This window comes from Aurantimonas sp. Leaf443 (assembly GCF_001425575.1).
Classification (GTDB): domain Bacteria; phylum Pseudomonadota; class Alphaproteobacteria; order Rhizobiales; family Rhizobiaceae; genus Leaf443.
In genome coordinates this window covers 448,816-471,092 of the sequence record NZ_LMRD01000007.1, presented here as the reverse complement: position 1 = coordinate 471,092, position 22,277 = coordinate 448,816, and the positions used below count along the sequence as shown (strand labels likewise).

Here is a 22,277-nt window from a genome sequence, read left to right as displayed (position 1 = left end):
CGGTGGCGTGGACCCGCTCCCCGTCGCGCCGCCCGCCCGACGCCGCCGATTCGCCCCTGCCTTCCCGCCCCGGATCGCGGGATCGGCGGGAAACAGCGGTTTTCCTGGCCTTTCGCGCATCTGCGACGGGGTCGCAATTTCCCTGTTGCAAAGCCTCCGGCCTTGGTCCATATAGCCGCCAACCGCAGCGCCACGGCGCACCGCGGGGAGCGGGCGGGTGTAGCTCAGGGGTAGAGCACAACCTTGCCAAGGTTGGGGTCGAGGGTTCGAATCCCTTCGCCCGCTCCAATTCTTATCACCAGAACTAATATTTTTTCTGGCCTAATGGGGCCTGTTAGCGCTTGCAGCCGACTCTATGTCGCTGGCTTTTCCGATGAGGAGAAGCGCGCAGATGTTGAGCGACGAGCAATGGTCTGATCTGGAGCCACTGATCGAAGCGTGCCGCCCGCATGCGAAGGTTCCGAGCCCGCACCTTCGGCGAACCGTCGAGGCGATCCTCTGGAGTCACCAGAATGAGGCGAAGTGGCGATCGCTACCGGCTGAGTTTGGCCCTTGGTGGATGGCAGCGCAAACCTTCATCCGATGGGCGCGGCTCGGCGTCTGGGAGAGGCCGCTGTCATTGGTTCAGGAGCGCGGCGTGCGACTTGGCATTGTGTTCCTGGACGGGACCAACATCCGCGCCCATCGGAAGGCAGCAGGTGCCAGCCGAAAGGGGGATCTGCGAAAGAGCGAGACTGTTGTGAAGCGCTTGGCCGATCTCGTGGCGGCTACGGCACCAAGGCCTGTGTGATGGCCGACGGCGCCGGGCGCGCCATCGCCTTTCGCCTCGCACCCGGACAAGCCCACGAACTGCCGCACGCCATTCCGTTGCTGGACCGCATGCCTGGCGTGCCCAAATGGGTGGTGGCAGATCGTGGCTACACCGGTAATGCCTTCCGTCAGCACATCTGGGACATGGGCGCCCGGCCCGCCATTCCGCCGTTGCGCCACGAGGCCCCCGTCGCCTGCCCGGACTGGATCTACAACAACCGCAATCGGGTCGAACGCCTGTGGGCCCAGTTGAAGGAATGGCGCGCCGTCGCCACCCAATACGAGAAGACCGCCGCCAGCTTCCTCGGAGTCCTCCGTCTCGCCGCAACCCTCGATTGGCTCAGGCGCTAACAGGCCCTAACAGGCCCTAGCCATCGGTGGCTGCAATTCAGGGAGTGACGTCACACGCATACGGAAATCGAGTTCGTCTTCGCACGTTTGGAACCGCAGCAAGGAAACTTCCGCAACTCACCCAAACGGGTGAGGCGCGGAAATTCTGCCTCTGCAATCCTGGATGGACGGATTCTCAGGAGGCGGCAACATGACTGCGATGACAAAGAAGGCTAGTTTCGACGGCTCGCCGAAAAGTCTTGCAGGAAGCGGCCGCGACTTCAGGTCACCCCCCGGTTCCGATTTTCACAGCAGAACGACCCCCTTGTCGGATTGGATCGAGGCAAGGAAGCGCGACGGTGTGTGGTCGTACGGTCGATCACTGGCCTCGCGACCCGGCGCAAAAGCATCTATCAAAGATGCGAATATGAAGGAATTCTCTGGATTAAACTTCGGATCGCAGGACTATTTAAATCTGAGCACCCATCCTGAAGTCGTCGATGCTGCGATCAAGGCCATCCAGGACTACGGTGTCCACAGTTCGGGTTCGGGTATCCTGATGGGAAATACCGACATCTCGATCAAGCTGGAAAACGCCATCTCAGACCATCTGCAGGCAACCGACACCCAACTGTTCCCGACGGGATGGGGGGCCGGCTTCGGCGTTGTCAGCGGTCTGGTTCGTCCCGACGACCACGTCGTTCTGGATGTTTTCGCTCATTCCTGCCTGCAGGAGGGCGCGATGGCGTCCACGAAGAATGTCCACCGCTTTCGACATCTCGACAATGACGACCTGCGACGGGTCCTGTCCACGATACGCGCGTCGGATACGGCCAACGCCGTGATGGTGATCACGGAGGGCTTGTTCTCAATGCATGCGGATGCGCCCGATCTTCGGACGGTGCAGGATCTCTGTCATGAATTCGACGCGACACTCGTCGTGGACGTTGCCCACGATCTGGGTTCGACCGGTCCGGGCGGAACCGGTCAGATCGGCATCCAGGGAATGGTCGGAAAAATTGATATCGTGATGGGAAGTTTCTCCAAGACTTTCGCAAGCAACGGCGGTTTCGTTGCGACCAAATCTCGGAGCCTTCGAAATTTCATCCAAGTCTTCGCGTCGACCACTCTCTTCACGAATGCGCTCTCGCCATCTCAGGCGGCCGCGATATGCGCCTCCCTTTCCATCGTTCGTTCGCCCGAAGGAGAGCGGCTTCGCCAATCGCTCGCCTCTGTCAGCAACCATATTCACGAACATCTGAAACGCCATGGCCTTACCGTGCATGGAATTGGAGGGCCGATAGCTCCGGTGTCAGTTGGAAACGAGGCGGCCGGTCGATTGGTTTGCAGTCTTCTGCCTTCGAACGGCATCCTGGCCAACTTGGCCGAATATCCAGTCGTGCCGAAAAACGACTCGAGGATCCGATTGCAGATGATGGCGTCGCATACTGAAGACGACGTATCACGACTTGCGACCACTCTTCGTAGTGCCGTTGACGAAGCGAACGAGGTTCTGCAGTTCCGTCCCGGCACGGTTGTTTGAGACGTCACGAGAACGCCCTGCATTTGAATGAAGGCGTCGATCCGCCACGATCGTGAAACCGCCGGAAGCCGGCGTTTTCCGGCTTCGTCACGACGGCGGGCCGGTCTTTACCGTGGTGCTGGCGGTGCGCTTCGATCTCCGCCTCCACGATGGAGGCGCGAACGCGCTCGACATGCACGCGCCATTCTTCTTCCAACTGTTCCGCGATCTTCGGCACGTCCTCGCCAGGCGGCCGGTTCCTCATCGGATCGCGGCAGAGCGCTCCATCGTCTCCTTGCTCGTTGCCGTCTGTCGCGTGCGGGTAAACCACCGTTGGAGAAGCTCGTCCACGGTGAAGCGCCGACTGAGGATCACCCGTTCGATGATATCGACGGTCTTTATCCTGGGTCCCCGCCGCTTTCGGTTCAGTGTCTCGGGCGGGAAGTCCTTTGCGCGGCCCATCGACGGCGGTGCCGGCTTTCGTCTCCGCTTTCCCAATGAGGGGCGACGCTGTCGCAAGGGACTTGCCTTCCAGACGAGGCGATAGGGTAATTGTTAGGGTTACACTAAACCCCAAGGCTGTCTCTTTAGTGGAAACAATGCCTTAGGGATTTGATATGGCGGAGAGGGGGGGATTCGAACCCCCGATACGCTTGCACGTATGCCGCATTTCGAGTGCGGTGCATTCAACCACTCTGCCACCTCTCCGGCCGGATATCCGGCGAGAAGCCGGGTCTTCGGGGCAGGGGATGCAGGGCCTTGCAGGGCTCCACAGGTCTCTCCGCCCAAGGCGTGGTCGGCGCCGTTTCAGGCGCGTTGGTTCCCTATCAAAAAGTGGGGGCGGCGGACAAGCGAAATCGGCGTCGTCGTGGTTTGGATTTGCTCCGCTTTGGTGGGGAGCGCTCAAGTCACGCGGCGGCCGGTCGTTCGAACTGAACCGGGCTGATGAAGTCGAACGAGCGATGGTGCCTGACCGGGTTGTAGAAGCTGCTGATGGAGCGATCCGGTCAGGCGTCTTCGCCTGCGTCCGAATTCAGGGGCAGGTCGTCTTCCGGGGAGGGAAACCGTCTCTTTTGTCGGGCTGTCGCGTTCCTCGCGACGGATCTTGTTCTCCCGAGGCGGGCGTTTTCACGCCGCCGCCACGTCTTTCCCGGGGCCGGAAGGCCGACCGTCCATCACAGTGTGCCTCGCTTGTCGATCCGACGCCCCTGCGTCGGTGCCGACGCCAAGGTCTTTCGCGATAAGGCGCGGTGTCCGGCCACTCGTCTCGACCAGACGGGTGGCCTCCTTGTCGGAACCCTTCGCGACACCTCTCAGGGGCATCGCCGCAGCGCTCGCGATGCGCCAGCGAGAACTTTCCACGTCTGCGGGGTAAGTCCAGGAATGGGCGAAGGAGAAGTGGAGCCCGGCCCGGTGTACGGTCGCCCGGAGCATTCGGGCTCGGCGACGGCTCGGACCGGGTCGGTCGGCTCCGACACGATCCATGCGCCCGGCGTGTTGTCGAAGGGGACCTCCGGTCATGCCAGCGCGGGACACCGAGGTCGGCGCCGGCCTCCTCACCGAGGTCGAGGACGATCCGCCAGGGACTATCGCCGTTGCGGCTCACGAACTCGCCGGGCAGCATCGCCCAGCGGCTCGCTCGCGTCCTGCCCGCTCGACCGATCCGAAGGTCTGGACGCGCGCGATGGGGCCGTTCAGCCGGGCCCGCTTCGCGCAGGAAGAGGTCCGCGTGCGCTTGCAGGCACCGAATGGGTCCGAACCGGATGATGCGCGGGTCGCGGATCCCACGTCCCGACGGGACGGGATGGCGGGCGCCCGGTCTTGGCAGGCAGGCGGCTCGCTCAGATGGCGAGCTGGCGGCGCATGTCCTCCAGGCGCTCCATGGCGGTGACGCCGTCGTGGATCGTCGGGGCCGGGGAGGCCTCGCCCATCAAGGCCGGCACGACGTCGGCCAGAAGCGCGTGGTAGCCCTTGTAATCCTCGTTGGCGGCCGCCGTGAAGTTGGGCTTCCAGGTGAGCGAGTCCTCCGCGTCGAGCAGCGTGGCGGCGGGGTCGGCGACCTTGAAGGGCGGGTTGCGGTGCCAGCGCACCTCGACCACGTCCTCCACTTCCAGACGCTGGTGGTCGCCCATGATCTCGATACGCTCGACGGGCGTGCCGCGCGACTGGACCGTGCCCATGACGATCGTTCCGATCGCCCCGCATTCGAAGTCGAAGCCGACATGGAAGAGGATGCGGCCGGGTGTCTTCTCGACCTTCCGGGCCGAAATCTTCGTCACCGGCGAGACGAGATGGGAAACGAGGTCCATGTAGTGGACGCAGTGGTGCAGGAGAAAGCCGGTATAGTCGACATTGCCGGTAAAATAGCCCGGCGCCGTCATGTAGTAGCCGGTGAGGCCGAGGACATCGCCGAAGCGGCCGGACTTCAGGACGTTGTGGGCGATCTTGTTGCCGACCGAATAGCGCTTCATGAATCCGACGAGGAGCGGCTTGCCCGAACGGCGCGAGGCCTCGGCGAGCTGGCGCGCGCCCGCCGCCGAGCCGGAGGGCGGCTTCTCCATGAAGACGGGCAGGCCCTTCTCCAGCGCCGCCACGCCGAAGGCGAGATGCTGGTCGGGGCCGACGGCCATGCCGATCGCGTCGAGGCCGGGGGTGGCGATCATCTCGTGCGCGTCCGAGGTCAGACGCTGGACGCCGAACTGGCGGCCCGCCTGGGCGAGGCGCACGGGATCGATGTCGCAGAGGGCGACGATCTCGACGTCGTGGCGCAGCAATTGCGGCAGCAGCATCTGCGTGGCGTGGATGCCGCAGCCGATCCAGCCGATCCGAAGGGTCATCGTCTGAACTCCGTCAATGCGATGTGGGACCTGATGAACTGGGCACTGGCGGCGAGCCGCTGGCTTTCGTCCTCGTGCGGCGGGCGCCACTGCGCGAAGGGCACGCCGAAGCGGTCGTCGTTGCGGCGGAAGGGTTCCAGCGAGATGGGCCCGCGATAGCCGACCGTGTGAAGCGCGCGGAAGACCGACACCCAGTCGACCGAGCCCGTGCCGGGAAAGCCGCGATGGTTCTCGTTGGCCTGGAAATGGGCGATGCGCGCGCCGCCGAGGAGGATGGCTTCCGCGATCGAGGCCTCCTCCATCGCCATGTGGAACGTGTCGAGCATGAGCTTGACGCTGGCGTGGTCCACCGCGTCCAGAAGCTCGATCGCCTGGGCAGTGGTGCACAGGACGTCGCTCTCGAAGCGGTTCAGCGGCTCGACGGCGAGCGTCACGCCCGTGGTCTGCGCATGGACGCCGGCCGCCTGGAGGCCGCGCACGCAGCGGTCCTTGCGGGCGAGCCGTTCCTCCTCCGATACGGGCGCCGGCGGGCGGCCGGCGAAGACGAGCGGATTGCCGGTCAGAGGCCCGCCGACGAGCGAGGCGCCCATTTCGGCGGCGCAGTCGGCGGCATAGCGGAGATAATCGACGCCGCCCTGCCAAGCGGCGGGTTCGGCCGCCGAGAGGTTTCGGCTGAGGTTGACGCGCGCGGCGAGCACGACGTCGAGGCCGGCGTCGCGCAGCGCCTTGCCCGTCTCGCGCGGGTCGAGCTCGCCGGGCTCGGGAACGAGAAGCTCGACGAAGTCGTAGCCGAGCGACTTCATGGTGGCGAAGAGCGGGAAATGCTCGGCCGTGAAGGGCCTCGCATATTGCATCGAGATCAACCCGACGGGGTTCATGGGACGAATGTTCCTTGGGCTGTGATGGGAAACGGGCGGCACAGGCTGAGATCAGCCCTTCACCGCCCCTTGCGTGAGGCCGCCGACGAGCCGGCGCTGGACGAGGAGGAAGAGGATCGTGACGGGCAGGGCGCCGACGACGCCGCCGGCCGCCAGCAGCCCCCATTCGATCTGGTACTCGCCGATGAGGGTCTGGATGGCGACGGTGACGGTGCGCACGTTCCGCCCGCCCAGCGTCAGGGCGTAGAGATACTCGTTCCAGGCGGTGATGAAGATGTAGATGCCGGTCGAGATGATGCCCGGCAGCGCCAGCGGCAGGACGACCCGGCGCATCGCCGTCAGCCGCGAGCAGCCGTCGATCATCGCCGCCTCGTCGAGGCTCTTCGGGATCGCCCCGACATAGCTCGTCAGCATCCAGACCGCGAAGGGGATGGCGGTCGTGGCGTTGGCGACGATGAGGCCGATATGGGTGTCGAGGATGCCGAGCCGGCGCATCATGACGAAGAGCGGAAGGATCAGGAGCACGATCGGGAACATGTTCACGAGCAGGAACTGCAGCATGAACGCGCGCCGTCCGGGGAAGCGGAACCGCGAGAAGGCGTAGGCGGCCGTCACCGAGACGAGGAGGCCGAGGACGACGGTGCCGACCGCCACAATGAGGCTGTGGCCCATATTGTCGAGGAACGAGGTCTGACGCAGGAGCCGCGAGTAGTTGTCCGTGCTCCAGCCCGACGGCCCGAGCGAGACGCCTTGGGCGATGATCTCGGCCGAGGGCGTCAGCGAGGTCAGGATCATCCAGGCGAAGGGGCCGATCGCCAGGAGCACGATCAGCGCCGCCGGGAGATGCGTCGCCAGGAGGCGCTTGAGGACGCTGTCCTTCTTCATCGTTCGACCTCCCGCATGGTGCGCGCGATGTAGATCGCGACGAAGCTGCCCAGGATGAGGGTGAAGGTGACGGCGATGGCCGAGCCGTAGCCGAAGTCGAGATTCTGGCGCGCCTTGACGAAGGCGTAGAGCGGCAGGGTCGTGGTGGCGTAGCCGGGGCCTCCGCCGGTCATGACGAAGATCACGTCCATCGAATTGGCGACCCAGATGACGCGGAGCAGCCCGGCGGTGGCCAGAACCGGCGCGATGCCGGGCAGGGTGATGTGGCGGAACTGGCGCCAGGCGCTCGCCCCGTCGATCGAGGCCGCCTCGTACTGGCTCCTGGGAATGCCCTGAAGGGCCGCCAGGATCATCACGGCGAAGAAGGGAAAGCCCTGCCAGGTGAGGGTGGCGATGATCGCGTAGATCGCGACGGAGGGATCTGCGAGCCAGGGCACGGCCGTGGTGATGACGGAAAGATAGAGGAGCAGGTCGTTGAGGACGCCGATATTGGGATCGTAGATCCAGCGCCACATCAGCGCGATCACGACGCTCGGCAGCGCCCAGGGAATGATGACGAGCGCACGGGCCAGACCCCGCCAGGCGAACTCGCGGTTGAGGAGGATCGCGGCGAGGAGCCCGAGGCCCATCTGGAGGGGGACGGTCAGACCGATCCAGAGCGCCGTGTGGCCGAGCGCCTCCCAGAAGACGGGATCGGCGTAGAGCTTGACGTAGTTGGCGAGCCCGACGAAACGGCTGGCATTCGGGCGGAAGAGGATCAGCTCGTAGAAGCTCGTGACCACCGCCTCCACCATCGGCAGGAAGACGACGATCGCGACCACGACGACGGCCGGGGCGAGGAGCGCGTAGGGCATGAGGCGGGCGCGCGAGAGGCGCCGCCGAGGCGCGCCTTCCAGCGCTGCGAGGTCTTCGACGGTGGACATGGGGAGCCGAGCCTTCGGATTCGCCGAGGGGAAGGGGCGCCGGACGAGTTCCGGCGCCCGTCGAACGGACGCAGGATTACTGCGCGAAGAGCGCCTGCAGCGTCTTCATCATGTCGGCCGGCGTGATCTGGCCCGTCATCGCCTGCTGCATGGTGGCCTGCCACTCCGTGTTGACGAAGTCGGCGGTGGCCGAGGACTGCGGCAGGACGGCCGCGAAAGGCAGGGACTGCAGCGTCGCGTCCACGAAGCGCTTCTCGTGGCCGGTCCAGCCCGCCGAGCCGGTCCTCGTCACCGGCAGCTGGTTGGTGGCCTTCACGAACTCGACGTTGTTCTCGGGCTCGGCGAGAAAGGAGATCCATTTCCAGGCCGCGTCCTTGGCCTCGGACGCCGAGAAGATCGCCAGGGACTCGTCGCCGTAGGAGGTCCAGGCCTTGCCGTCGCATTGGGGCACCGGCACGGCCGAGACCTTGTCGCCGAGCGCGGCCACGAGGTCCTTGGACGAGCCGATATGGTGGATCGTCATGGCCGTCTTGCCGGACTTGAAGGCGCCGATGATCTCCTGGAACCCGTCATTGGGCGAGGAGGGCGGGATCGACTTGTCCTTGGTGAACATGTCGACGAGCCATTCATTGGCCGCGATCGCCTGGGGGTTGTCGAGGCCGCCCGGCTTCAGCGCGGCACCGCGCGAGAAGACGAACGTGCCCCACTGGTCCCAGCCGCCCTTGCCGCCGCGGAAGCCGAAGCCGTAGGTGTCCGGCGCCTTGGTCAGCGTCTTGGCGGCGGTGCGGAACTCCTCGCAGGTCCTGGGCGGCTGGAGGCCGGCCGCCTCGAACAGATCGGTGCGGTAGTAGAGGTAGAGCACGACATACTGGATCGGCAGGTAGTAGTTGCCGCCATCCGGGCCGGCATTCAGGGTCAGGAGGTTGTCGAGAAGTTCGGCCTTGCCGGGCCAGGCGTCGATGCGCTCCTTCAGGGGCTCCAGCGCGCCCATCTCGAGGAGGCGCGGCTGGGCGAAGAGCTTTACCATCGCCGCGTCCGGCGCGTTGCCGCCGACGAGCGCTGTGTAGAGATTGTCGTAGTAGCTGTTCCAGGGGATGTTCTCGGCCTCGATCTCGATGCCCGGATTGGCCGCCTCGAACTTCTGGACCAGCGCCGACATCGGATTTTCCGGATTGTCGAAATGGTACCAGAAGCGGACCGTCTCGGCTTGGCTCGCCGAGGCGCCGAGCGCGGTGAAAAGGGCGAGCGAGGCGGCGATCGTCTGCAGGCGTTTCATGGTTTTCCTCCCGGTCTTGTTGGCTAGAAGCGGCTTCTGACGAAGTCTGCGGCCTGCCCCAGCGCCTCCCGCGCCTGGGGCAGGTCCTTCGTCATCTGCAGGAATCCGTGGACGACGCCGGGCACGACGCTCGTGCGCTCCGGCCGGCCGAGGGCGGCGAGCCGCGCCTCGAGATTGAGCGTGTCGCTGAGAAGCGGATCGATGCCGGCCGCCATGAGATGGAGCGGGGGCAGGGCCGCGAGCGCGGCATCGTCGGCGAGGATCGGGGCGACGAGCGGCTCTGCCCGCGCCGCCGGGTCCGCGACGTAGAAGTCCCAGTAGCGCCGCATCCTGGCCCGGGTCAGGCCGGGTCCGTCCGCGAAGATGCGATAGGACGGGGTGTCGAAATCGGCGTCAAAGACCCCGTAGAAGAGAAGCGCGGCATCGACCGGGGTCCGGCCCCCCTCGTGAAGCATGGCGGAGACGCAGAGCCCCGCGCCCGCGCTGTCGCCGGCAAGGATCAGCGGCCCCCGGCGCACGCCGAGATGAGCCGTCGCGTCGAAGGCCGCGCGCCAGGATGCAACCACGTCGAGAAGGCCGTCGGGGAAGGGGTGTTCGGGCGCCAGGCGATAGTCCGGCAGGATCACCGGCAGGCCCGTCTCGGTGGCGAGCACGCGCGCGCAGCGCTCGTGCGTCTCCGGGCTGCAGAAGGCGAAGCCTCCGCCATGGACGAAGAGGATCGCGCCTTCACGCGCCTCCGGCGGCACCAGCACGAGGAGCCGCACATCGGCCGAGCCGAGGGCGGGGTCGGCCGGGACATGCGCGTTCCCGACGCGCGCCATCGGCGGCAGGGCGACGTTCCAGCGGCGGTTGCCGATCTCGGCGGCGCGGCGCCCTTCGGCGGGCGGCAGCAGCGTCGGGTCTGGCAGCGCGCCGTCCTCGGCGAGGACGCGGGCGGCGAGCGCTGCCATCTCGGGCGCGAGCCCGGTGGGGATGTCGGCAGCGCTCATTGGACCTGGTCCGGGAAGACGTTGGGGCCGAAGTCGACGATCGTCGCGATGTGGTGGAAGAGCGCGGCGGACGCCGCTTTGAGATCGCGCGCCTCGATGGCCGCGATGATCGGCTCGTGGCGCTGCGCCGTCTGGAGGAGGTCGCGCGTTCCCATGGAGCGCGAGATCTTGAAGCGGTGGTTGTGGATGAGGCAGCGGCGCAGGATCGGGTCGAGGGCGGGCAGCCCGGCGTCGGCGAAGATGCGCCCGTGGAACTCGCGGTCGATGGAGGCGAGCTCCAGCTCGTCTCCCTTGCGGGCGGCGGCGGACATGTCGGCGAGGAACGCCTTGAGGTCCGCCACGAGCGTGCGACTCGGATGCTGGAGGACGTGGACTATGCCGCGGCATTCGATCGACTGGCGGATGCGGAAGAGCTCCACGGCCTCCTCGACCGTGCAGTCCGAGACCTGCGTTCCGCGGTAGCCGTTGCGAAGCACGAGGCCTTCGTCCTGCAGCTGGAGAAGCGCCTCGCGGACCGTCCCCTGGCTGCAGCCGAAACGGGTGGCGAGTTCGAGTTCCACCAGCAGCTGGCGGGGCGCGAGCTCGCCCAGCATGATCTCGCGCTTCAGCGACACGAAGGCGGCGGCGGACTTGCCCGCCGGCATCCGTCGGCCCGAAACGCGCCGGCGCTCGTCTCCCGCCTGAGGCTCGTTCATGACGCACTCCCAACTTGCCATTATCGATATCATTATTGATAATGAAGCGAAGATCAAGCGGTCTGGGAGGACCCATGTCAGCCATCTCGTTGAAGGCCATCCGCAAGGACTACGGCGCCGTGACCGTCATCCAGCGTATCGATCTCGAGATCGAGAGCGGGGAGTTCGTCGTCCTGGTCGGCCCGTCCGGTTGCGGGAAGTCGACGCTCTTGCGCATGATCGCCGGGCTGGAGGAGATTTCGGACGGCGATCTCGTCATGGGCGGGCGCAGCGTCGGGCATCTGCCCCCGGCCGAGCGCAACATCGCGATGGTGTTCCAGGACTACGCGCTCTATCCGCACATGAGCGTCGAGGACAACATGTCCTTCGGTCTCAAGATGCGCGACGCGGAGCCCGCCGAAATCGCGCGGAAGGTCAAGGACGCGTCGGGTGTCCTGAAGCTCGACCCGTTCCTCTCCCGCCTGCCGGCCCAGCTTTCCGGCGGCCAGCGCCAGCGCGTGGCCATGGGCCGGGCGATCGTGCGCGATCCGCAGGCGTTCCTCTTCGACGAGCCGCTCTCCAACCTCGACGCGGCGCTGCGTGTCGAGATGCGCCTGGAAATCGCCAGGCTCCACCGCCGGATCAGGGCGACGACCGTCTACGTCACGCACGACCAGGTCGAGGCGATGACGCTGGCCGACCGCATCGTCGTCATGAACGGCGGGACGATGGAACAGGTCGGGCCGCCGCTCGAACTCTACCGGCGGCCGAAGACGCTCTTCGTCGCGACGTTCATCGGCAGCCCGACGATGAACACGCTCGAATGCGAGGTCGCGGGCCGAGCACAGGGCCGCGCGCGCCTGCGGCTTCCCGCCGGCGAGGTGGATCTTCCGTTTGACGGTCCGTCGCCGGATATTGAGCGGATCACGCTCGGTATCCGGCCGGAGGATCTGCGTATCTGCGCGCCCGGAGACGCCTGGTTCGCGGGCGAACTCTCCGTCGTCGAGCGCCTCGGAAGCCAGACCTTCGGCTATCTCGACATCGGACGCGACCGCATGGTGACGGTCGAATTCCCGCGCTCGAGCGAGGTCGCCGTCGGTGAGCGCGTCTGCGTGGCCGGCCAGCCGGAGCATGTCCACCTCTTCGACCCGACGAACGGCCTGCGTTTGAACTGATCGTCGCGATCCGCTCCACGAGGCGGCGGATGCCCCGCGCATCGACGGGCGGTCCGAGCCGTCGGACCGCGCCCGATTGCTTGGAAAGGCGAGGGTTTGCCGTTATCTCTATCTCAGGGTGAAGCGACCTCGGGCCGGTTCCGCGTGGGCGCTCTGCTTCCATAGCTGCAAGAGCCACGACACCGGAGGGGCATGTCCCGTTTCGTTCCCACGCCCGCCAGGAAGGAGCGACTGGCCGACGTCGTCTACGGGCAGATTCTGACCGAGATCACCTCGGGCCATCTCAAGGCTGGCGACAAGCTGCCATCCGAGGCCGAACTCTGGATGCGCTTCGGGGTCTCGCGGCCTGTCGTGCGGGAGGCGCTGCTGCGGCTCCAGAGCGACGGCCTGGTCCTGTCGCGGCGCGGCGTCGGGACCTTCGTCTCCAAGCAACCGTCGACGCGGCTGACGGAACTTGCCGACTCCTCCGAACTGTCACGGTTCCTGCGCGCCTTCGAGCCGCGGATCGTGCTCGAGACGGAAGTCGCGCGCCTTGCCGCGGAACGCCGCACGCGTTCGGACATCGACCGCGCCCGCGAGGCCATCGAGGCGCTGCGCCGTGCCATCGCGGCCGGCGACCTCGGCCAGGAGCAGGACATCGCCTTTCACGACGCGGTCGCGCAGGCCGCGGGGAACGACTTCTTCGGCGACCTCCTCAACGGCCTGCGGACGCCCGTCACGCAGACCATGAACATCGGTCTGGAACTGGCGCGCGGGCGATCGGCCGGCCGGCGACTGCGGATCATCGAGGAGCACACGCGCATCCTCGACGCCATCGCGGCGGGCGACGGAGACGCTGCGGCGAGCTACATGAAGTATCACCTCATGCAGGCCCGCGCGGCGGTCCTCGACGCGCAGCATCTCGAAGCCAGTCAGGCCCTCGGGATCGATCCGAGCTGATGCTCCGGCGCTCAGTGCAGGATCTGCGCGAGGAACTCCCGGGCGCGATCGGTCTTCGGCGCCGAGAAGAACGCCTCCGGCGCGCCCGCCTCGACGATCGAGCCGCGGTCCATGAAGACGACGCGGTCGGCCACCTGCCGCGCGAAGTTCATCTCGTGGGTGACGCAGATCATGGTCGCACCGCCCTTGGCGAGCTCGACCATCGTGTCCAGCACCTCGCGCACCATCTCGGGGTCCAGCGCCGAGGTCGGCTCGTCGAAGAGCAGGATATCCGGGCTCATGGCCAAGGCGCGGGCGATCGCCACGCGCTGCTGCTGGCCGCCCGAGAGCTGGATGGGATACTTGTCCGCCTGTTCGGGAATATGCACGCGCCGCAGGAACCGCTCGGCGATCTCGCGAGCCTCGTCGCGGGGCAGGCCCTTCACCTTCATCGGCGCGATCATGCAGTTCTCGATCACCGTCATATGCGGGAAGAGGTTGAAGTTCTGGAACACCATGCCGGTCCGCCGCCGCACCGCATCGATCGACTGGCGCGAGGACGTCAGCGCGATCCCGCAGACGGTCAGATCGCCGGACTGGTGCAGCTCCAGGGCGTTGAGGCAGCGGATGAAGGTCGACTTTCCCGAGCCCGACGGGCCGCAGATCACGACCGTCTCGCCCTTGGCCACAGTGAGGTCGATCTCGCGAAGCGCCTGGAAGCCGCCGAAGAACTTGGAGACCTTTCTGGCCTCGACCATGACGTCGGCATTCCCTGCCATGACTGTCTCCCTGCTTGCGGGCTGTGCGGCGTCGCGGGCGCGACGGATGATCCGGCGATGCCGGAGGGTGTCCGACGGACCGAGGCCCGCCGGACGCAGGACGGCGCGTCGCGTCAGCGGATCTTCGGATCGAGTTCGCCGGACCGATAGCGCTTGGCCATGTCGGCCATCGCAATCACCTTGATCCGGCGGGCATGGCCGGCGGTGCCGAACTCCTCCAGCCGCTGGCGGCAGAGCTTGGTGATGGCCTCCATGCCCGGCTTCATCATGGTGCGGATGTCGAACTCCTTGGGATCCTCGTGCATCACGCGCCGGATCTGGCCGATAAGGGCCATGCGGTTGTCGGTGTCGATGTTCACCTTGCGCACGCCGTGCTTGATGCCGCGCTGGATCTCCTCGATCGGCACGCCCCATGTCTGCTTGATGTCGGCGCCGTAGCGGTTCATCACATCCTGCAGCTCCTGCGGCACGGAGGAGGAGCCGTGCATGACGAGATGGGTCTCGGGCAGGCGGCGGTGGATCTCTTCCAGCCGGTCCATGGCGAGGACGTCGCCGTCCGGCTTGCGCGAGAACTTGTAGGCCCCGTGCGAGGTCCCCATGGCGATGGCGAGCGCATCCACCTTGGTCGCCTTGACGAATTCGACGGCCTGGTCGGGGTCGGTCAGCATCCGCTCGTCGCCGCGGCTCTCGAGCTTGCCGAGCACGCCGATCTCGCCCTCCACGGACGCGCCCATCCAATGGGCCATGCGCGACACCGACGCCGTCACGCCGACATTGTAGTCGTAGTCGGACGCGGTCCTGGCGTCCGCGAGCAGGGAGCCGTCCATCATCACGGAGGTGAAGCCGAGCTGGAGCGCGGTGGCGCAGGTCGCTTCATCGTTGCCGTGGTCCTGGTGAACCACCATCGGAATGTGAGGAAACTGTTTCTCCAGCGCGGCGAAGAGATGCTCGATCATGATGTCGCCGGCATAGGACCGGGCCTTCGTGCCGACCTGCAGGATGACCGGCGCGTCGACGGCGTCGGCGGCGGCCATGACCGCCAGCATCTGCTCCATGCAGGTGACGCTGAAGGCCGGGACGCCGTACTGGTGCTCGGCGGCGTGGTCGAGAAGCTGACGAAGGGTGATGCGGGACATGGCGGAGCCTTTTCGAAGAGAGAAGCCCCGCGCGAGGCGGGGCCGTCGTGATGCGTCAGAAGCGGGGCAGGTCGGGATTGACGACGCCGAGCCACTGCTTCTGCGCCGCCTGAAGCTCGCCGGAGTTCCAGAGCAGCATGATCTCGGTGTTCAGCCACTGGTGCAGGTCGAAGTCGCCGTGCCGCAGGCCGATGCCCATGGGCGACTGGCGCACCGCGAACTTGCGCTGGAACTGGTCGGTCTGCGCGTTGATGGCGTTGGCGGCCGCCACGCCCGAGACGATCGCGTCGACCTGGCCGGTGAAGAGGGCCTGGTTGGTCGCCGCGTCGTCTTCGAACCGCTGGATGTTGGTGCCGTCCACCGCCTTGGCGGTGATGATCGTGTCGTTGGTCGTCGCGCGGGTCACGCCGACGCGCTTGCCCACCAGATCCTCCAGCTTGGCGATCTCGGCGGCGGTCGGGGCGATCACCATCTGCTCGTCGACGTAGATGGCGTTGGAATACAGGATCGTCTTGGCGCGTTCGGCGGTGATGCCGAGCGAGGAGACGACGATGTCGACCTTGCCGCTGGTCAGGTTCGGGATGCGCGCCTGCGAGACCTGATCGACGATTTCCAGCTGCACGCCGAGGTCGCGGGCGATGAGGTTGGCGACTGCGACGTCGAAGCCCGAGGGGGCCATGGTCGCGTCCGTCATGCCATAGGGCGGCGTCGACAGCGAGATGCCGACCACGACCTTGCCGCGCTGGACGATGGTGTCGAGCGTGTTGGTCGTCTGGGCGACGCTGGCCGAGGTCAGCGCGACCGTGGCGGCGGCGGCCAGCACAAGGCCCCTGATGAAATGTTTCATGATGGTTCTCCTCCGGTTGTCGTGATGGTCAGACGCCGAGCCGCTTCTCGAGATGTCGGCTATACAGCGTGATGGGAAAGCAGAAGACGAAGTAGAAAGCGGCCGCCGTCAGGTAGACGTCGAGGGGCTTGAAGGTGGCGTTGCTGACGATCTGCGCCGTGCGCGTGAGTTCGACGAAGCCGACGACGGACGCCAGCGACGTGTTCTTGATGAGTTGCACGAAGAAGCCAACCGTCGGCGGGGTGGCGATGCGGATCGCCTGGGGGATGATGATGGAGATCAACGCGTCGGCGCGGCTGAGGCCGAGCGCGTGCGCTCCCTCGCTCTGCCCTGCCGGCACCGACTGGATGGCGCCGCGCCAGATGTCGGCGAGGAAGGCTGCGGCATAGAGCGAGAAGGCGACGGCGATGGCCACGAGCGGCGAGACCGTGAAGCCGAGATAGGTCGCGCCGAAATAGGCGATGAAGAGCGTGACCAGGAGCGGCGTGCCCTGCACGACGAAAATGTAGGCCTGGGCGAGTCGGCTGAGGAAGCGGTTGGACGAGACTCGCATCAGGGTCAGCCCCGAGCCGGCGATCGAGCCACCGACCAGCGCGATCGCCGCCAGGCCGATCGTCCAGCCGAAGCCCGTCAGCATGAACAGGACATGGGTGAGGCTGAAGGGCTGGAACATCGCTCAGCGCCTCATGAACTTGAAGGGAAAGAGCACCCGCTCCAGAGCCGTCATGGCGCCCCGCAGCGCCGCCACCATCGCGACGTAGAACACCGCGATGACGAGGTAGACCTCCATGTTGCGCAGCGTCATGCCCTGGATGTCGTTGCCGATGCCCGTGAGTTCGGGCACCGAGATCGCCGAGACGACGCTGGAGGAGAGGAGCAGCAGGATGAACTGCGCGGCCAGCGACGGGAACACCGCCGACAAGGCAGGTTTCAGGACGACGTAACGGAAGATCACGAGCGGCGACATGCCGAGCGTCTTGCCCGCCTCGATCTGTCCTCGACCGATCGCCTGAATGCCGGCGCGGATGATCTCGCTCGTATAGGCGCCACCGTAGATCGACATGGCGACGACGGCGGCCGGGATCGGCGCGAGATGCATGCCGAGGGCCGGCAGTCCGAAATAGATCAGGAAGACCTGCACGATGAAGGGCGTGTTGCGGATGGCCTCGACATAGGCGAGCACCGGCAGCCGGAGGACCGCCTTGCCGCTCAGCGAGAGGCAGGCGGCCGCCACGCCGATGACCAGCGAGAAGGCCATCGCCGCGAGCGAGATCTGAACCGTCAGCAAGGCACCTTGAAGGAGCATGTCGCTCCGTGACAGCACGCCGGAAAAGTCGAGCGACTTCATAATTGCCACCCCTGGCGCATGGACGGCCCGATCATGACGCGAGCGCGCCCGTCGCGGCGAAGCGACCATAGGCCGGCGCGAAACCTTCGCCCGCCGGGGTCATCGTCACGCCGTCCACCCATGCCGCGTGGCCGGTCCAGGGCGTGGCCTGCGCCTCGGTCAAGGCGTTCAGCCTGTCCATGAAGACCGGGGCCTGCGCCGCCAGGGCCGCTTCCATGGCGGCAAGGTCGGGGAACCGCGCGAAGGCCTCGGCCCAGATCGCGCGGCCGGCAAGATATCCGCTCGCGCCCGCGCGGTAGGCGTAGGTCAGAAGTCTCAGGAAGTCGGCCGGAGTGGAACCCGCGCTCAAAAGCACCCAGGGGCGCCGGATGCCTCCGGCCATGCGGTCGAAGCGCGCCTGGACCGCCGCGGCTTCCGGCCCGTGCGGATCGGGAACGCCGACGACCTCGGTCGGCGGTTCCAGCTTGTAGACGTCCACCCCCTCGGCATCCATCACGTCCGGGTCAGCCAGGGCGTCCAGCACGAGATCGACACGCCGCGCGGCGAAGGCTTCCGCGCTTTCCCCGGGGAACGGGTAGACCAGGAATTCCAGCACGAAAGGGATGTCGTGGCGCCGGCAGGCGTCCTTGACGGTCTGGAGATAGGCGAGCTGATGCTCTCTCACGTCCTGGCCGACATCGCGGCGATACCAGAGATTGACCTTCACGCCATCGCCGCCGATCCGGCGGATGACCGAAGGGTCCCAGCCCGGAATGTCGGACGACTTTCGGCCGGTCTCGGTGACCTCCCAGGTCGCCCATTCGGTCGCCACGAGAAGCCCACGGCGGGGCGACAGGCCGTCGATGGCCGCGGCATAGCCGAGTGGCGGGTCGATCAGCACGGCCGAAGCGCGGGGCGCGAGATGCGTTCCCAGCATCCGCTTGACCGCCGCCACGTCCTCGTAGGGAGCGTGATCGAGGCCGCGTGCGGCCTTGATCGGATGGACGATCGGCCCCGTCTGGTCCATCGCCAGCATCTTGAAGCGGCCGTCGTCGTCGGCGAGGCGCCGCAGGCCCCAGAGCTTGCCTGGCGTGATCCTCACCGCCGTCCCTCCAGCAGAAGCGCATCCACGGCGGCCCGGTCGGGAATGCTTTCCCAGCCGCTGCCGCGCGCGCATTTGAGCGCGGCGGTCGCGCTGGCGAGGCGCGCGGCGCCCTCGACATCCATCCCTTCGGCCAGGCCCAGCGCATAGGCGCCGTGGAAGATGTCGCCCGCCCCGTTGGTGTCGATCGCCTTCACGGGAAAGGCCGGGACGTTGCGCACCCGGTCGCCGTCGAGCCAGAAGAAGCCGTGTTCGCCGTCGGTGACGCCCACCGTGCCCCGGCAGAGGCCGCGAGCCACCGTCAGGCCCTGTCCGATCTCCGCGGTGCCGGTGAGGCGGGCGAGGCAGGCCGCCGAGAAGACCACGTGGTCGGGCAGGGCGAGAAGGCTGCGCACGGCGTCCATGTCGCCGACATCGGCGTCGAGAACCGAAACGATGCCGCGCTCGCGCGCCGCGCGGAAGACGGCGGCAGCCCCTTCGGCCCAGCTGTAATCGGCCATCACGGCGTCGATGCCGTCGAGATCGGAGAGCGGCAGCCAGTCGGCTTCGTCTCCGAGATCGCGCCCGATGAAGCCGAAGGCCATGCGGTCGCCGTCGGGCGAGACGAGGACGGTGCCGATCGGGCTGACGCCGCCGGGCACGCGGCGCACGTCGCAGGTCTTCACGCCGGCGACGCGCAGGCGCGACAGGATCTGGTCGCCCGTGTCGTCTAGGCCGAGCCGTCCCCAGAAGACCGTATCGGCTCCAAGCTTGGCCGTGGCGTAAGCGGCGGTGGCCGCGATACCGCCTCCGGTCCTGCGGACATCGAGCGCACGCTGCTTCACGGGAACCGAGGGGAGCGCGGGGAGGTAGACGATCGTGTCGAGAAAGGCGTTGCCGAGCGTCAGGATGCGCCTGCGGGCCATGAACCGTCTTCTCCCCGTCGACGCGGCCGCCTCGCCCTCTGTGGGGCGGTGGACCGGTCCGGTCGCTGTCCGATGCAGGCCGGCATGGAGGAGGGCACCTGCCCAAGCCGTCCGGCTTGACCAGAGCAGTAGACACAGCCAAACATGTCGTCAACATTTTTTACATGTTGGCGGTAGCATCCTCGCGGGGGATGCGAGGGGCGGACCCGGCCAGAATGCCGACGCCTGCCCGCAGCGAAGGGAAGTGCCATGTCGCCCCGGACACCGGACCGCCGCATCGTCGGCACCATCGAGGGGCAGCCGGTCGAAGCGTTCCGCCTGAGCGGCGGCGAGACGGAACTGGAGGTGATCGGCTTCGGCGCCATCCTCACGCGGCTGACGCGGCCCGACCGTCACGGCGTGGTCGAGGATATCGTGCTCGGATACGACGATCCCGCGGACTACGTGGCCATGCCCGGCAACGCGGGCGCCATCTGCGGGCGCCATGCCAATCGGCTCGCGGAAGGCCGGTTCGAACTCGACGGACGGGTGATCCAACTGGCCTGCAACAGCGGCGCGCATCATCTGCACGGCGGGGCGCGGGGTTTCGGAAAACGGTTCTGGAGCGGGCATCCCGATCCGTCGGCGAACGCGGTGGAGTTCCGGCTGGAAAGTCCCGACGGAGACGAGGGCTATCCCGGCGCCCTCGCGGCGTCCGTGACCTATTCCGTCTTGCCGGGCGGGGCCGTCTCCATCGTGATGCGGGCCGAGGCCGACCGTCGCACGATCGTCAACCTCGTCCATCACGGCTACTGGAACCTCGCCGGTCATGCGAGCGGCAATGTCCTGGAGCAGCGTCTCCAGATCGAGGCGGACCGCTACACGCCGGTCACGCCGGACAAGATCCCGACCGGCGAGATCGTGCCGGTTGATGGCGGTCCGTTCGATTTCCGCCGTGCCAAGGCGATAGGCGCCGACATCGCGAAGGCTTGGATCGACGGCGGCTACGATCACAACTGGTGCCTGAACGAGCCGGCGACCGGGCTGCGACGGTGCGCGTCGGCCTTGGACGCCCGCAGTGGTCGCCGACTCGAACTCCATTCGAACCAGCCGGGGCTTCAGTTCTATACCGCCAACCACTACGGGCTGGCTTCCGCGAGGGGCAAGGACGGCGCGATCTACGAGAAGTTCGCCGGCTTCGCGCTCGAAACCCAGGCCTATCCGAACGCTCCCAACTGCCCGGGCTTCCCTTCGGTCGTCCTGGCGGCTGGGGAGCCGTACCACCACGAGATGTTGATCGTGTTTCCGGATGCTGGGGCCCGAGAGTCCGTTCGAGAAGCGGTTGCGCCGGGGGCTGCTTCAGGGTCTATCCCCTGAATGTGGACACGACGAAACGAGCGCGAATGGCGATCGATCGATCAAGCGTAAGACCAGGCGCTATCGGGCCGATCTGACGCGGCCCACCTTTCGAGGGGCGATTGCCCAGCATCGCAACCGCATCGAGCGGTGCTTCTCGACGGTTTCGCCGTTCCGACGCTTCTCTACACGCCACGATCGCGCCACCCTTCATTTCGACGGTGTCGCTGACTTGCCCGGCGCCATGCTCCGGATGATCCGAATGGCGATCCGGCCTCCGGCTTTTCCCCGACCGCGGTGCGTAGCGCGCCGGCGGTTTCGAGCGCGCCATCTTCCTTCGGGCGGACGAGCCCCCATCTTTCGGTGACAGTGGCAAGCTTCGGCCGGCGCGTCGGCGTCCGGGGCGGGCGGGCGACAGGGTGGCGGGAGGATGCGATGGCGGACGGGGTAGTGATGTCCAGGCGGGTCGGCGGGGCCCGGGCTGGTCGGCGCGGCGTTGGCGTTCCGGCCTCGCGGCGTGGGCTCCGGGGGCCTCTGGCGGCGCTGGCCATGGTCCTGGTGCCCGCGGTCGCGCAGGCGGCGGACTGTTCGGCCTCGCCGGAGGCGGCAGTGGACTGGAGCGGGTGCAACCGGCGCAATCTGATGATCTCGAGGGCCGATCTCAGCGGGGCCGATCTCGGCGATGCCGATCTCAGCCTCAGCGACCTGCGCGAGGTGACGCTCGCCAAGGCCAAGCTGGCGGGCGCCGAGCTCGTGCGCACCTCGCTGGCCGGCGCCTCGGCCGACGAGGCGGACTTCACCAAGATCGAGGGCTACCGCACCGACTTCTCGGCCGTCACAGCGAAGGCGGCGAAATTCTACGGCGCCGAGCTGCAGCGCGCGAACTTCTCGCGCGCCGACCTCACCGGCAGCACGTTCGAGAAGGCCGAGCTCGGCCGGGCGAATTTCGAGGGCGCCCGTCTCGGCGACAACCGCTTCGCCTTCGCCAATCTCGCGCGCTCCAATTTCCAGGGTGCGAAGATCGCCGGCCCGCTCGACTTCACCGGCGCCTATATGTTTCTCACGAGGCTCGAGGGCGCCGATCTCTCGGCCGCCACGGGTCTGCAGCAGGCGCAGATCGACCTGGCCTGCGGCGACGCCGCGACGAAGCTGCCGGCCGGCCTGACCCCCGTCGCGACCTGGCCCTGCGGCTCGGACTGACGACCCGTCCGCAGGCTCCCGCCCGCTGCCGCATACCAGAGGGCGGCGCCGAGGCTCGCGCCGCCCCGACGCGCGCGCTGCGACATCGCGGCGACGGGCGGCGGGGAACGGAACGGGCGAGCTTCGACTTCGCCTTCCAGACGCCCGATCGAACCCGAGGGCCCATCAGAAGGTGACGATGTCATGACGCAGTCCGACGAACGCGCTCTGTCCCGCCATTCGGCGAACGAGAAGGAGCGCACGCCGCAGAACGGCGTCCTGCCGCGCGTGTCCGACACTCTGGTCGGCACGGCCGACGCGCCCGATCCCGATCTCCACCGCCACGCGGCGGCCGATGCCGATGCCGACACCGAGGCCGGGGCGCAGCCGGACGAGGGCGGCGGCATCACGCCGCTGAAGCGCCGGGACTGACCGCGCCGCCGGTCCGGC

At 67.1% G+C, this 22,277-nt stretch carries 22 protein-coding genes and 2 tRNA genes; 8 read left to right on the top strand and 16 right to left on the bottom strand.

From position 1 onward, the window contains the following. Positions 1-213: 213 nt before the first annotated feature. The 3 genes from ASG48_RS10405 to ASG48_RS17925 all read left to right on the top strand — a co-directional run bounded on the left by ASG48_RS10405 (position 214) and on the right by ASG48_RS17925 (position 2,683). Positions 214-288 (top strand) — tRNA-Gly (locus tag ASG48_RS10405). A 103-nt stretch (positions 289-391) separates the two neighbouring features. Continuing rightward, a protein-coding gene (locus ASG48_RS10400; protein WP_156381551.1) for an IS5 family transposase occupies positions 392-1,161 on the top strand; the annotation gives its coding sequence in 2 pieces (ribosomal slippage) (positions 392-707 and positions 707-1,161; 771 coding nt in all). Positions 1,162-1,567: 406 nt separating this feature from the next. After that, entirely contained in the window at positions 1,568-2,683 is a 1,116-nt protein-coding gene (locus ASG48_RS17925) for an aminotransferase class I/II-fold pyridoxal phosphate-dependent enzyme (protein WP_162243923.1), read from the top strand. Positions 2,684-2,687: 4 nt separating this feature from the next. Here ASG48_RS17925 and ASG48_RS10395 read toward each other — a convergent pair whose 3' ends face one another. From ASG48_RS10395 to ASG48_RS10350, 9 genes are all read right to left on the bottom strand, one after another. Continuing rightward, entirely contained in the window at positions 2,688-2,993 is a 306-nt protein-coding gene (locus ASG48_RS10395; protein WP_156381550.1) for a hypothetical protein, read from the bottom strand. A 287-nt stretch (positions 2,994-3,280) separates the two neighbouring features. Beyond that, a tRNA-Ser gene (locus ASG48_RS10385) sits at positions 3,281-3,370 on the bottom strand. 1,133 nt (positions 3,371-4,503) lie between these two features. After that, on the bottom strand, positions 4,504-5,499 hold the full coding sequence (locus ASG48_RS10380; RefSeq protein WP_055849061.1) for a Gfo/Idh/MocA family oxidoreductase: 996 nt from the start codon (positions 5,497-5,499) through the stop codon (positions 4,504-4,506). Continuing rightward, a complete protein-coding gene (locus ASG48_RS10375; protein WP_055849058.1) occupies positions 5,496-6,377 on the bottom strand; it encodes a sugar phosphate isomerase/epimerase family protein in 882 nt (293 codons plus the stop codon). The genes ASG48_RS10380 and ASG48_RS10375 overlap by 4 nt, the downstream gene beginning before the upstream one ends. 51 nt (positions 6,378-6,428) lie before the next feature. Beyond that, complete coding sequence (locus ASG48_RS10370; RefSeq protein ID WP_055849053.1) at positions 6,429-7,262, bottom strand: carbohydrate ABC transporter permease; 834 nt, start codon at positions 7,260-7,262, stop codon at positions 6,429-6,431. Next, complete coding sequence (locus ASG48_RS10365) at positions 7,259-8,116, bottom strand: sugar ABC transporter permease (protein ID WP_348271130.1); 858 nt, start codon at positions 8,114-8,116, stop codon at positions 7,259-7,261. The genes ASG48_RS10370 and ASG48_RS10365 overlap by 4 nt, the downstream gene beginning before the upstream one ends. A 145-nt stretch (positions 8,117-8,261) precedes the next feature. Continuing rightward, positions 8,262-9,461: a sugar ABC transporter substrate-binding protein gene (locus ASG48_RS10360; RefSeq protein ID WP_055849048.1), complete on the bottom strand. Its 1,200-nt coding sequence runs from the start codon at positions 9,459-9,461 to the stop codon at positions 8,262-8,264. A 23-nt stretch (positions 9,462-9,484) separates the two neighbouring features. Then, entirely contained in the window at positions 9,485-10,450 is a 966-nt protein-coding gene (locus ASG48_RS10355) for an alpha/beta hydrolase (RefSeq protein WP_055849045.1), read from the bottom strand. Further along, positions 10,447-11,145 (bottom strand): GntR family transcriptional regulator, encoded by a 699-nt coding sequence (locus ASG48_RS10350; protein ID WP_055849042.1) that lies wholly within the window; start codon positions 11,143-11,145, stop codon positions 10,447-10,449. Before ASG48_RS10350 ends, ASG48_RS10355 begins: the two co-directional genes overlap by 4 nt. A 74-nt stretch (positions 11,146-11,219) precedes the next feature. Between ASG48_RS10350 and ugpC the strand changes: the two genes are divergently transcribed. Both ugpC and ASG48_RS10340 read left to right on the top strand, forming a co-directional pair. Continuing rightward, positions 11,220-12,299, top strand: a complete 1,080-nt coding sequence (gene ugpC / locus ASG48_RS10345; RefSeq protein WP_055849040.1) for a sn-glycerol-3-phosphate ABC transporter ATP-binding protein UgpC — start codon at positions 11,220-11,222, stop codon at positions 12,297-12,299. A 192-nt stretch (positions 12,300-12,491) separates the two neighbouring features. Continuing rightward, the gene (locus tag ASG48_RS10340; protein ID WP_055849037.1) at positions 12,492-13,238 is read left to right on the top strand and encodes a FadR/GntR family transcriptional regulator; all 747 of its coding nucleotides are present in this window, start codon (positions 12,492-12,494) and stop codon (positions 13,236-13,238) included. 11 nt (positions 13,239-13,249) lie between these two features. Here the strand turns inward: ASG48_RS10340 and ASG48_RS10335 are convergent, their stop codons facing one another. From ASG48_RS10335 to ASG48_RS10305, 7 genes are all read right to left on the bottom strand, one after another. Then, entirely contained in the window at positions 13,250-13,996 is a 747-nt protein-coding gene (locus ASG48_RS10335; RefSeq protein ID WP_055849034.1) for an amino acid ABC transporter ATP-binding protein, read from the bottom strand. Between the two features lie 113 nt (positions 13,997-14,109). Continuing rightward, positions 14,110-15,132, bottom strand: coding sequence for a class II fructose-bisphosphate aldolase (gene fba / locus ASG48_RS10330; RefSeq protein WP_055849031.1), 1,023 nt, complete (start codon positions 15,130-15,132; stop codon positions 14,110-14,112). 55 nt (positions 15,133-15,187) lie between these two features. Beyond that, entirely contained in the window at positions 15,188-15,979 is a 792-nt protein-coding gene (locus ASG48_RS10325; protein WP_055849029.1) for a transporter substrate-binding domain-containing protein, read from the bottom strand. A gap of 28 nt (positions 15,980-16,007) precedes the next feature. Continuing rightward, positions 16,008-16,652: an amino acid ABC transporter permease gene (locus ASG48_RS10320; protein ID WP_055849025.1), complete on the bottom strand. Its 645-nt coding sequence runs from the start codon at positions 16,650-16,652 to the stop codon at positions 16,008-16,010. A 3-nt stretch (positions 16,653-16,655) separates the two neighbouring features. Then, positions 16,656-17,285 carry an amino acid ABC transporter permease gene (locus ASG48_RS10315; protein WP_244486865.1) on the bottom strand — a complete coding sequence of 210 codons (630 nt, stop codon included), beginning with the start codon at positions 17,283-17,285 and terminating at the stop codon, positions 16,656-16,658. A 73-nt stretch (positions 17,286-17,358) separates the two neighbouring features. After that, on the bottom strand, positions 17,359-18,408 hold the full coding sequence (locus ASG48_RS10310) for a tagatose 1,6-diphosphate aldolase (RefSeq protein WP_055849020.1): 1,050 nt from the start codon (positions 18,406-18,408) through the stop codon (positions 17,359-17,361). Beyond that, the gene (locus ASG48_RS10305; RefSeq protein ID WP_055849018.1) at positions 18,405-19,313 is read right to left on the bottom strand and encodes a PfkB family carbohydrate kinase; all 909 of its coding nucleotides are present in this window, start codon (positions 19,311-19,313) and stop codon (positions 18,405-18,407) included. The genes ASG48_RS10310 and ASG48_RS10305 overlap by 4 nt, the downstream gene beginning before the upstream one ends. A 249-nt stretch (positions 19,314-19,562) precedes the next feature. Here ASG48_RS10305 and ASG48_RS10300 point away from each other — a divergent pair, with 249 nt between their 5' ends. The 3 genes from ASG48_RS10300 to ASG48_RS10290 all read left to right on the top strand — a co-directional run bounded on the left by ASG48_RS10300 (position 19,563) and on the right by ASG48_RS10290 (position 22,259). Further along, the gene (locus tag ASG48_RS10300) at positions 19,563-20,669 is read left to right on the top strand and encodes an aldose epimerase family protein (protein WP_055849015.1); all 1,107 of its coding nucleotides are present in this window, start codon (positions 19,563-19,565) and stop codon (positions 20,667-20,669) included. 528 nt (positions 20,670-21,197) lie between these two features. Continuing rightward, positions 21,198-21,848, top strand: coding sequence for a pentapeptide repeat-containing protein (locus ASG48_RS10295; protein ID WP_055849013.1), 651 nt, complete (start codon positions 21,198-21,200; stop codon positions 21,846-21,848). 183 nt (positions 21,849-22,031) lie between these two features. Next, a complete protein-coding gene (locus ASG48_RS10290) occupies positions 22,032-22,259 on the top strand; it encodes a hypothetical protein (RefSeq protein WP_055849010.1) in 228 nt (75 codons plus the stop codon). Positions 22,260-22,277: the final 18 nt, after the last annotated feature.